Source organism: Eubacterium ventriosum (genome assembly GCF_025150745.1).
Lineage (GTDB): Bacteria > Bacillota > Clostridia > Lachnospirales > Lachnospiraceae > Eubacterium_G > Eubacterium_G ventriosum.
Genome location: NZ_CP102282.1, coordinates 406,883 through 418,948, shown reverse-complemented (window position 1 = coordinate 418,948; position 12,066 = coordinate 406,883). Strand labels below are relative to the sequence as shown.

Genomic DNA, 12,066 nt, shown 5'->3' with positions numbered 1-12,066 from the left:
ATCAAGGAGGCACAGAAAGATGGAGAATAAAATAGAAATCATTGCAATAGACCACGGTTGGTCAAATATAAAGACAGTAAATACAGTTTTTACGACGGCAGTAAACAGAATCGCCAATGAACCGGGAATCTTTGACAATGTTCTTCAATATGAAGGAAATTATTATTCGGTAGGCGGAAAAAGACTTGAAGTAAAAGATACTAAGGTCACAGATGATAGCTTTTATCTTTTAACCTTAGCTGCTATAGCTAAAGAGTTGAAAATCAAGGGAAAGAATCATGCAGATATCTTTTTATCGGTGGGACTTCCACTGACAAGGTTTGGTGCTGAAAAGGAAGACTTTATTAAGTATCTGTCAAGAAAAAGAGAAGTAACGTTTAAATTTGAAAAACAGACATACAGAGTAAATATTGTAAAAGTATCAGTTTTTCCACAATGTTATGCGGCAGTAGCAGACAGAATGTTTGAGTATGACAGAAAGCATATTGTGGTAGATATTGGTTCATGGACAATGGATTTAATGACTATTAAAGACATGAAACCTGAACTTTCAGAGTGTGACACAAGACCTATGGGATTAATAACCTGTATGCACGCAATAAATAAGGAGTGTGTTGCAAAATTTAATTGTGAGATTGATGAATCTGAACTTGAGTACATAATGAAAACCGGTGTATGCAACATGGAAGAAAAATATGCAAAAGTTGTTGAAGATGAAATGAGAAGATTTGCAAATAAGGTATTTAACACATTAAGAGAATTTAATATCAACATTAATATCACTCCAATAACATTTGTTGGCGGTGGAGCAACAGTAATGAAAACATATGGAGAAAATACTGGAAAAAATATTAGTTACATAGAAGATATTAAGGCTAACGCAAAAGGATTTGAATATCTGGCAAAGGCATTTATTCTTTCTAAGGCAAAGCAGAGAGGAGAAAAATAAATGGCAAAAAATGACGACGGTTTTTATCATACTTTAAGACTTAGCAGGAGAAATCCCACTCACATTAAGATACATCAGATATTGGCAGATTTAGACAAATCAGTTTACAAATCGCAAAACCAGTTTATAGCTGATGCAGTAGAATATTACATTAATGCATTAGAAAATGATTTTATAACAAATGACGATAGGGAGAAAAGAGAAGAAAATTTTATTACCAAGTCAGATATTCAGAAAATGAAAGAAGACATCAAAAATGAAATTTTGAGTGAGGTAAATAAGCAAATGTTATCAGTACTAGGCAGTTTTACCGGAAATCTTGTAAGAAGTTCAAATCAGAATGAAACTGAACATAAAGACGAATTTAGTGCAGATGACACATTGTTAGGACTTGCAGAGATGTGGGGAGAATAGGAGGCAATATGGCAGGAAATATTTTATACGGAATAAAAGAATATAGTATAGGAGCAATAAAGATACTTGCAAAAGTTTTAATAACTATATGTCAGTTATTACTTGAAATTATTAAAATACTGTTTATCATTTGCGGTACAGTTCTGAAAATGTTTCTTGCCGTGTTCTTTATTGGCAGGAAAAAATAAATGAAAGAATAAGCATATTATTGTATAATCAAGGAGGTAGAAATGAACAGAATACGGGATGAACCAGTTCTTCATCCCGTGTTGTAACTTAATAAATTCGCATCAGTAGGAGCGGATATGGTATAACACGGATAGCCTGTCCCTCTTACGGAAGGGAAGGCACAATGAAGAAGATAAAATTAATCATAGTAATAGGATTGTTATCAATAACAATTCCACAAATGAATGTAAATACATTTACAGTGCAGGCAGCAACCGTTAAGAAAGTCTCAGGTGTAAAAAAGAGTAAAGTAAAGGAGGGCTCTTATTTTTATTCCAAGAAAAAGTACTATGACGGATGCTACAGAAAAATCAGTTGGAAAAAGATTAAAGGTGTAAAGGGGTACCAAATTTACAGATATGACTATTACGCCAAGAAATGGAATAAGATATTAACTACGAAGAATACTTCTTTTAAGATTACGGATATGTGTGAAGGAGAAAAAGTAAAGCTTAAGGTAAGAGCATATAAGAAGAAAAAAGGAAAGAAAATATATGGAAAATTTTCAAAATCTCTTACATATACAGAAAAGAGTGAACTTTATTATACCAAAAACGATAAGTTAATTAAGAAGGGGTGTTATGCCTCAGGAGTAAACGGATATCACAAGTATTGTGACCAGCAAGCCTTTATGCTACAAAACGACTACAGAAAGAAAGCAAATGTTGTAAAGCTGGAATGGTCTGATGTACTATATGAGATATGTAAAGTCAGGGCAAAAGACATAGTGGATGAATTTTCACACAAAAAACTTGATTCAACTGCCAAAAATATTTTAAAGAATAAGTATGGTTATGAAGAATGGATGTTGTGGGGAAATGTAGGAACCAAAGGATATGGAGTATGCATCATCAGTGGTGAAAATATATTTAGCGGAAGCAGTTCACCAAAACAGGCAATGAAATCATGGAAGACCAGTCAGGGACATTACCACAACATGGTGCATCCTGATTATCGTTACGGTGCAATAGCTTCATATAAAGGTTGTTGGGCGGCAGTATTCAGTATGGTAGATGTAGATGAAATAGTGTTAAACAATAACACGGAAAGCCTGGAGCCTGTGCTGAAAATTTTAGATAGAGAATAAAAACAGAATATAAATTGATAAAAGATCGTCTTTTTAGGCGGTCTTTTTCTTTTGAAAGGAGATTTAAACAATGAATAGAATAAAGAGATTCGTGGCAATGATGCTTGCAGTTATCATGTCCGTTACGGTACTGCCACAGACACAGATAAAGGCAGCAACCGGTACTGCTTCATTAGTTAATATAGGACAGTTAGGAACTGTCAATATTGGTGACAAAAGTGAAAGCGGAACGTGGCTAAAAACATTGGTAAATAAAAAACCTGTGTTTTGCCTGGATTTAGGAAAAGCATGTCATACCGGAGATGTATATGTGTCATCAACTAGCGAAATATCAAGCGACAGTACTAACGCAAAAACTGCCGCTAAGGCAAAAATTGGACACTGGTATGCTTTTACAAAAAATAAAGCAAATAAGGCGTGGGTTTATGCTCAGTGTTTAATCTGGAGCGCAGAAGAAGGAAGAACAAGTGAAAGCCAGTTTAAAGATGTTATTAAACAGGTTAGGAAAAACACTGGATATTATAATGACAAAACAGTAAATGAAATCTATAATCAGATTTTTAATGTAGACCATGTTGTAATGTGCTCCATTTTAAAATGGACATCATCTGCATCTTCCCGACAGGTGTTGATGGAGATTAATAGCACAGAGGTAGAAGAAGATTATAAGTTTTATCCATTGAATGACAAAATGAGATACAGACAACGTATTACACTTACAAAAAAGGATGAAGATAATAATGCACTTCCAAAAGTTAAATTCTTATTAACTGCCAAGAACATTAAGGAACTGTATTCGTTCAGATTTAACGGATGGGGAGATCCTGAAGGCGATGAAGTGGATGAAGACCAGAGCAGATTTGAAATTGAGACATTGACTGATTCAAACGGTAAAATTACATACAAGTTTGATTATCAGATTCAGTCTGAGAATTACTATTATTGTAAAGCTGATGATTTGAAAGATATGTCAGATACTGCAAAAAAGGAAATTAAAGATAAACTGGATGATGAAGGATATAAATATGCCGGTGATTTGTCAAAAGACGGAGCAGAGAAATTAATCAAAGCAGATTTAGAAAAGCAGATGAAGGCAATAAGTAACAAGTATGTTATTAAAGAATTGGATACAGGAAATGCAAACATTATTGCACAGGGAAGCATTTCCGAAGGAGTTACAATTACTATAAAGTCTGATAAGAGCTGGACAAAGGAAAATGGTTCCTGGCCGGATACTTCATCAGGGAAATATGGTGAATATGAAAAAGCGTATAAGTTTGATATAGTTAACAATTATAAGAAAGTAAAATTAACTGCTGTAAAGATTGATAATGAAACGGGAAAAGCAACTCAGGGAGATGCTACTTTAGCAGGTGCAGTTTATGGTATGTATGAAGACAAGGCGTGTACAAAGTTAATGAAAAAGTATACAACAGATGCAGATAATCAGTTTGAAACAGATTATGTAAGATGTGGAAAAGATTATTTCATTAAAGAAATAACACCGCCGACAGGTTATCTTAAAAATGAAAAAGTGTATACAGTAAATGAAAACGGACAGGCATATACTGCAGAGTATAACAGTGCAAAGTCTAAACTTGAATTAGGTGAAGATGTTATAAAGGGAAAAATATCAATCATTAAAGGTAAAGGTGATGGAAGTGCAGGTATTGTGGAAAAAGAAGTAAATGCACAGTTTCAGGTATTCCTTGCTTCGAGCGGTTCATATGATAAGGCAAAAGCAACAGAAAGAGATTTGATTAAAACAGATAAAGAGGGTTTTGCAATTACAAAAGAATTACCATACGGAACATATATTGTTCATCAGATTAGTGGTGACAAAGATACAGAGTTTGCTCCAGACTTTTTAGTAGATGTGAAAAAAGACGGAGAGACATATAAGTATCTTTTAAATAACCCTGAGTTTACAGCGTATCTAAAGATTGTAAAGAAGGACTCTCAGACAAAGCAGACTGTGCTTAAAGCAAATACAACTTATCAGATTTATAAGGTAAATGCAGATGGCACGGAAACTCTTGTAAAGCAGTCATATAATAATGGAAATAAAATTGTAACGATGGATAAATTTGTTTCAGACGAATCAGGAGAAATCATTACTTATGAAAAATTAAAGTCAGGTACATACAGGGTTTATGAAGTAAACGGACCGGAAGGCTTTAAGAATGACAAGAACTTTATCAATGTTGAGATTAACAGTAAATTATATAAAACAATGGTTGATGCAGACGGAAATAAATATTTGTACGCAGAGTATGAATATTACAATGATGAAACCTATGGAAAGTTTACGGTTAAAAAGACAGGTCCTAGTGTATCAGGATTTAAAAGTGAATCAGTGGCACAAGTGCCTGAAGTGGCAAGCAAATTACCTGACATTATGCCACTTTCTGTAATTAAAAATCCGTTTCAGTATGAAGATGTAAGACTTGGAAATGTAGTATTTGAGCTTTATGCCAAAGAGGACATTGTGACACAGGACGGACAGGGAACAACATGGTTTGCTGCAGGTGATTTGGTAGCAACAATTGCTACCGGACAGGGTGCAGAGTTTACATCAGACTGTAATGGAATATGCAAAGTAGACGTAGATGAAAACGGAGACGTAACACTTAATGTACCACTGGGAGCATATGAAATCAAAGAGAAACAGACTGTCTATGGATATGTTTTGCCAAAGATGAACACATGGGATTTGAACTTTGTATGGAAAAGTCAGGATGATGATTATGTATTAGACATTACGGAAAATACAACTGATGGAGTATTAGAAGTTAAGAACGATTTAGTATCAACCGACATTACTGTACTAAAGCAGGATTCAAAGACATGTAAGCCTGTCCCAAATACAAGGTTTGGTTTTTACACAAAGGACAACATATATGACATGGATGGAAATGTAATACTTGAAGCTGATTCAAAGATTACAACAGTTACAACGGGAGCTGATGGAACAGCGAAAATTCCATTTTCAGTGCCGGTAATGAGTGAAGGTTACGGAGAAGTGGAGGCACCTCTCAATTCAGGAGACTATTACTTCTTGGAAGAAAGTGTTTCAGACAGTTACTACATATCAGAAGAACCGACATTTGTACATCTTGAATATGAAAATCAGGAAACGGCAACAGTTTATGCAAAGGCAATAGTCAGTGACGAGCAGACAGAAGTTGAAGTGGATAAGTTAATGATTGCAAGCAGTGTAGAAATCCCGGACTGTCATTTGAAAATTTCAGATACAGATGGAAATAAAATTGTAAGCTGGATTACAGGAGATAAGGATTCAATCAGAATCAATGAGAAATTATCTGAAATGGGATATGTTAACTTTGATGCTAATATGGATGATGATATGAGCATAAAAGTTAAGGGACTTCTTCATGATAAAGAATATGTTTTATCAGAAACAAAGCCTGCTGACGGATATACTACTGCAACGGATATTTCATTTATGCTTAAGTTAAGAGTAGATGAAGCTCAGTATAGTACACAGGTGTTTGTAAAAAATGGAGATGAGTATATAGAAACTAATCCAAACAAGGTTGTAATGTATGATGACACCACAAAGGTAGAATTTTCAAAAACAAACATCACTGGGGAGAAAGAAGTTCCGGGTTGTGAGCTTGAAGTAACAGATAAAGAAACTGGTGAAGTGATGGAACAGTGGACTTCAACAAAGTATAAACACATAGTTGAAGGTAAGTATGCTGTAGGAAAGACATATGTATTTACTGAGAAAAGACCTGCAGACGGATTTGTAACTGCTGACAATGTGGAGTTTACTGTTTCTGATACAGGGGAAATCCAGAAAGTATCAATGAAGGATGATACAACGAAGATAGAGTTTTCAAAGATAGCATCCGATACTAAAATGCTACTTCCGGGTGCTAAGTATAAAGTATTAGACAGTAATGGTAAGAAAGTATATGAATTTACCACAACAAAAAAAGTTGTACTGCTTGATGGAATCTTAAAAGCCGGTGAAACATATACGTTTGTGGAACAGAAAGCACCAGAGCATTATAAGAAGGCAGAAGATGTAAAGATTACAGTTAAGGATACCGGAAAGGTACAAAAATTAAAGGTAGTGGATGAACGTATTCCGGAAGTGCCGGATACACCACAGACAGGAAACAAAAGAAATATTCTTTTGTATGCTTTAGCATTACTGTTTGGAATTGGTACTCTAACAACCTACTCATGTGTGAGAATCAATCATGGAAAGAAGAAGGATAATGAACAGTAAGAGATCATGTGTTTATGTAGTTCTGTTCTTATTTGTTGCAGCCATTCTGGTTATATTTACCGGAATGGCTGTAAATCAGTTAAAGGAAGATTATGCAGAAGAAAAGCAGTTTGTCAATATTCAAAATGAAGCTCAGACAATGAATGATAATAATATAGTTGATAAGCTGAGAAAAAGAAACCAAGACGTTATCGGATATTTGGAAATTCCTGATACAACGATAAGTTATCCAGTAATGCAGTCAAAAGATAATCCGGATTTTTATCTTAATCATGATATAGATAAAAACTACAGCTTTTATGGTACTCCTTATTTGTCAGCATATTGTGATTTAGAAAAGTCAGATAATCTGATTATCTATGGTCACAACATAAATGGCGGGAAGATGTTTGGTGCTTTGATACAGCTCAGAGATGAGAATTTTTACAAGAAGCATAAAAATATCTTATTTACAACAAAAGACAAAAAGAAATATAAGATTTTTTCTGTTATTAGTGTAAATAAGAATGATTTTCCATATTGGAAGTTTGTAATGGCACAGGATGAGTCAGATTATGATACATTCATTAACAAAGCAAAGCAGTATAGCATTTATGATATTGATATTACACCGAAGTATGGAGAAAAAATACTGACACTTTCAACGTGTGATAACAGCAGGGGCGACGATTATAGATTTGTAGTGTTTGCAGTAGAATTGGTAGAATAGGTATGGTATAATTATATAAACAAATTAGAATTTATAGTTGGATTAAATTTATATGTGGAACATATGGGAGTTTTGCCCATATGTAACCTTTATTTGCCTTGTTTGTTATATATTGTAAAATAAGAATGTAGAAATAATGACATATATCAAATGCTGGAAAACCTGCATTCTTATTTTTTATTTTACGACATATTGTTACACTATCCGAGAGATGTAGCTCATATGATTAATAACGTTAAGGGAGAACCATTCAATGAAGAAACATTTTAAGAAACTAACATCAGTGATGCTTGCACTGTCACTGGCAGTAACCATGCTGCCGATCTATGGTATAAGCAGTACCGTATCGGCAGCCACCCACACATTACAGAACCCATCAAAGAATAGCAATGGCGATACCGTATGGGACTGCGTGTGGTTTGGTAGTTATCCACAGGCTGAGGTGATACCATCGGGAAAATACACGGCGCTGGATAGTAACCTGTTGCAGGATGGTGATACCATCATATCCGACAGTCTGTACAATCAGTTAGAAAGCGCAGCAGGATGGAGTGCCAATGGAGATATCACCATCAGCGGCAACAAATACCGCAGGATTCAGATGTCCGATGCGACATGCACATATAGATTAAGCAGATTTTATAACTGGTCGGATTCCACCACATACCATTACTTCAAATATGAGCCAATCAAGTGGCGTGTACTGAGTGTTAATGGAAATGACGCCTTTTTGCTGGCAGATAAAGGACTGGATGACCAGAGGTATAATACATCCTATACAAGTGTAACGTGGGAGACCGCTACCATCCGAAGCTGGCTCAACGGTTATAGTGCATCTTCCAATGACTGTGGAACAGATTACACCGGTAAAAATTTTCTTGACACAGCATTTGGTTCTTCGGAGCAGAGGGCAATCAAAACAACCGCCGTCATCAATGATGATAGTATTAAATATGGAACAAATGGTGGAAACAACACCAATGATAAGATTTTCCTGCTGTCAGAATCAGAAGTATATACAGACAGTGCCACATCTTATGGATTTGATTCCGATTACAGGGAGAGTGATAAAGCAAGAAGAAGCAAAAGCAGTACCTATTGCAAGGCGATGGGAACAGACTCAAGTAAATCATTAGACTATCGGGGCAACTGCGGTTGGTGGCTGCGGTCGCCGGGCCATGATGCGAATAATGTAGCTAGTGTCGATTGCGACGGTTATGTCTATGGGTATGGTTATGTTGTAGGTTACGGCAATAATTATGCCGTTCGTCCCGCTTTGCATTTGAATCTTTCATCTTCTAATCTCTATTCCTATGCAGGGACGGTATGTAGCGATGGTACAGTAAGTGAACTTAATAAACCTGTTAAAAAGTATGAAATCTTATCAAAATATTCAAATTCATCAGTAGTAACATACACAGCTTTAGCAAAATTAGGATATAGTACTGTCGATTCATACATAGGTAAAACAGTAAAAGAATTTGTTGAAAATGAAAAGCATAATGAAATTAAAAGTACTACTGAAGTAAATAAGTCATGGAAGGATTTAATATGGAGTAATGAGAATGTTACTTATACGAAATTCTATGCGGATGTCATTGGAAACTATACAATAGTAAATTCCATGAATCATAATAACAGTACAGGATTTTATGGTATGTGCTTAAAAAATCCTGATGGAAATTATATTATTTCATATAGAGGAAGTGAAGGGCTACATACAGACATAATAGAAAATTATATTAGGTCTAAATTAAAAGGAACAGCAATTAGCAATAAATCTGATGATTGGACAACAACAGATTTTGAATTTGCACTGTTTGATTCATTATCCGAACAGTTTGATGATGCATTAAATTTTTATAAGCAAATAAAGAAGATTGCAGATGAAGAAGGAGCAGATGTTACTATTACAGGGCATTCATTAGGTGGAGCACTTGCTGCATACGTATCAATTGAGACAGGTGCAAAAGCATATTGTATAGATGGTGCAGTAGGACATATCGTTGACATAGCTTTTACGGATAGGGCAAATGTTTCAGCAGGAAGCTTTGCAGGAACAGACACGTTCAATTTTGTCAATTATACGGATGAAGAAGGAATGAGCAGTTCGTCATTTATATTTGACTTTTTAGTTCAATATGCGAAAGAAGGTGAAAGTAAAAAATTTGAAAAGGCATTTTCCGGGTTAGTTAGTAAAATTCAAAGGACAGGGACATCGACATTTGTTGCAGATTGGATTCAGGCAAGCAATAAAGGATATTATCCAATGGTTCAATATAAAACATCAAATATATTCTGCACAACAGAACAGAATGATATGTTTCTTGCTCTGGCAGGTTCACACCATGCAATGTCATTTATAACATATGACAAAGATACAGACACTTTTAAATTAAATGATATTGTTGAAAAGACATCAACTACGTCAAAGTGGAGTAAAGATGTATCAGCAATAGAAAGTGTATCTGGGATTACAAGTATATTTAAAACAAGCAGGGTCCTTCTTGGAACGACTGGCTTGGATGTATTAAAAGCACCATCAAATTGGCTGCTTGACCGAAATGTGTCCAATTATATTTATGGAGGAGATGGAACAGATAGCCTGTATGGATATATGGGAGATGATAGACTGTTTGACAATGATACAGGAAGTGTTATGGAAGGTGGAAGTGGAAATGATATATATACCATTTCATTAACAAAGAAAACATCTTCTAATCCAATATTTATTAATGATCCATCAGGTAGTGACGAATTGATAATAAGTAATTATGGAGTATCGAACAATCCTGAATCTGAACTGTCTGTCATTGATGGAAATCAATATATACAGGTAGCAATAAAAACAACGGGAAAGAATATTTACATAAACAAGAATCGAAGTAAAAAGTCAACATTTGATATTTATGTTAGTGATAACGGAAAAATTAAAAAATATACGAGTATTACCGGTTTAGGAACAAACATATCAGCATATTCTAGAATTGTGGCAAATAAATTGTCAATGAGTAAATCAGAAGATGATAGTATAAAAGTCATAGAAGTAAAGGGAAAAGCCGAAGCAGTATTCTATGATTCGGATGGAGATGTGATTTGGAAACCAGATTTAACTGACAAAATCTCTGAAAATAGTGAGTATGGGTATATATATAAACAAGAGGAAAGGAATAATCTGCTTCTATATGTATTTGATAATGTTGCATCTGTAAAGATTTTAGGCGATGATACAGTTTCAGTTGCTGTATACAATTTTTCTGACGATGAATCAACAATAGAAGACTGTGTTTATAAAGAAGATTTTGACTTGAGCAGTAAATCTGTTGAATTTACACTGAGAGGCTCAGATGTAGGAATGTATGTGGTAGATGAAAGCACTAATGAAAAACAAATAATTGATGATGCCAAAATGATTGTTTATGCATACGATATTGAGTTGTCAGAAAATAACATAATAATGAAAGAAGGAGAACAAAAGAGCATTCAAGCTAATATAACAACAGAAGGTTCTTCAGATAGAACGGTTTCGTGGAATTCATCAGATTCAAGTGTGGTAAGTGTGGATAGTGAAGGAAATCTAGTTGCATGTTCAGCAGGAACTGCAATAATTACGGCAACAGCAGATTATGCATCAGCATTATGTTATGTTACGGTCGATACAATTGAAGAAACAACCACTGCATTAGTTGATGCGACAACGACACTGAATGAAATACTGACAGATAAAACAACAGAAAAAGTAACGAAACCAAGAGGAGCATCTACAGATATAGCAAAAGGGAGTACAACAAAAGCAGTAAATAAAAAGAAAACTTCTATAAAGAAAGTTGTATCCAAGAAAAAATCTCTTAAGATTATGTGGAAGAAAGTTAGTGGTGTAAATGGTTATCAAATTCAATACTCAACTTCGAGTAAATTCAAGAAAGCAAAGAAGATAACCATAAAGAAAGCAAAGATAACTTCTAAGACAATTAAGAAACTTAAGGCAAAGAAAAAGTATTATGTAAGGATAAGAACTTATATAACTGTAAATGGCAAGAGAAAGTATTCTATTTGGTCAAAGAAAAAGAGTAAGAAAACGAAATAGTGAAGAATTGGTTGAGGTGGTAATTTGCCACCTCATTGATTATATTTGTAGCAACTAATGACAGCTTTTTCTTAGTCGGATATAAATACAAACAAGGCAAATAAAGATTACATATAGGCGAGACACCCATTTTTTATATATTTAGGTTATCTGTTGTGGAAAAAGGAAAAAATCACTTTGCTTCATAGTTACCATTATGACAAGGTGACTCCAAGTGATGACAAGGTTTTTTGCAAAATATCAGGTTGGGGTATTATCTTTATTGGGATTGGTCTTTTGGTAACTGCTATAATAATTTGTATTACCGATTCGATATTAAGTTTTATCGCTT

The 12,066-nt window shown here is 34.6% G+C and carries 7 protein-coding genes; all 7 read left to right on the top strand.

What is annotated here, in order from left to right; all coding sequences use genetic code 11:
* Positions 1 to 19 precede the first annotated feature (19 nt).
* Positions 20 to 949 (top strand): ParM/StbA family protein, encoded by a 930-nt coding sequence (locus NQ558_RS01780; RefSeq protein WP_005362001.1) that lies wholly within the window; start codon positions 20 to 22, stop codon positions 947 to 949.
* A complete protein-coding gene (locus NQ558_RS01775) occupies positions 950 to 1,363 on the top strand; it encodes a hypothetical protein (RefSeq protein ID WP_005362003.1) in 414 nt (137 codons plus the stop codon).
* Positions 1,364 to 1,371: 8 nt separating this feature from the next.
* Positions 1,372 to 1,551, top strand: coding sequence for a hypothetical protein (locus NQ558_RS01770; protein ID WP_005362006.1), 180 nt, complete (start codon positions 1,372 to 1,374; stop codon positions 1,549 to 1,551).
* Between the two features lie 164 nt (positions 1,552 to 1,715).
* On the top strand, positions 1,716 to 2,678 hold the full coding sequence (locus tag NQ558_RS01765) for a CAP domain-containing protein (protein WP_005362008.1): 963 nt from the start codon (positions 1,716 to 1,718) through the stop codon (positions 2,676 to 2,678).
* A gap of 70 nt (positions 2,679 to 2,748) precedes the next feature.
* Positions 2,749 to 6,939: an MSCRAMM family protein gene (locus tag NQ558_RS01760; RefSeq protein WP_005362009.1), complete on the top strand. Its 4,191-nt coding sequence runs from the start codon at positions 2,749 to 2,751 to the stop codon at positions 6,937 to 6,939.
* Positions 6,929 to 7,648, top strand: coding sequence for a class B sortase (locus tag NQ558_RS01755; RefSeq protein WP_005362013.1), 720 nt, complete (start codon positions 6,929 to 6,931; stop codon positions 7,646 to 7,648). Before NQ558_RS01760 ends, NQ558_RS01755 begins: the two co-directional genes overlap by 11 nt.
* A 253-nt stretch (positions 7,649 to 7,901) precedes the next feature.
* Entirely contained in the window at positions 7,902 to 11,735 is a 3,834-nt protein-coding gene (locus NQ558_RS01750; protein ID WP_005362015.1) for a DUF6273 domain-containing protein, read from the top strand.
* The last annotated feature ends 331 nt before the right edge of the window (positions 11,736 to 12,066 follow it).

What these genes read in the sequence shown, in the direction of transcription:
- NQ558_RS01780 (WP_005362001.1), top strand. Translation starts at nt 20, where the DNA reads ATGGAGAATAAAATAGAAATCATTGCAATAGACCACGGTTGGTCAAAT.
- NQ558_RS01775 (WP_005362003.1), top strand. Translation starts at nt 950, where the DNA reads ATGGCAAAAAATGACGACGGTTTTTATCATACTTTAAGACTTAGCAGG.
- NQ558_RS01770 (WP_005362006.1), top strand. Translation starts at nt 1,372, where the DNA reads ATGGCAGGAAATATTTTATACGGAATAAAAGAATATAGTATAGGAGCA.
- NQ558_RS01765 (WP_005362008.1), top strand. Translation starts at nt 1,716, where the DNA reads ATGAAGAAGATAAAATTAATCATAGTAATAGGATTGTTATCAATAACA.
- NQ558_RS01760 (WP_005362009.1), top strand. Translation starts at nt 2,749, where the DNA reads ATGAATAGAATAAAGAGATTCGTGGCAATGATGCTTGCAGTTATCATG.
- NQ558_RS01755 (WP_005362013.1), top strand. Translation starts at nt 6,929, where the DNA reads ATGAACAGTAAGAGATCATGTGTTTATGTAGTTCTGTTCTTATTTGTT.
- NQ558_RS01750 (WP_005362015.1), top strand. Translation starts at nt 7,902, where the DNA reads ATGAAGAAACATTTTAAGAAACTAACATCAGTGATGCTTGCACTGTCA.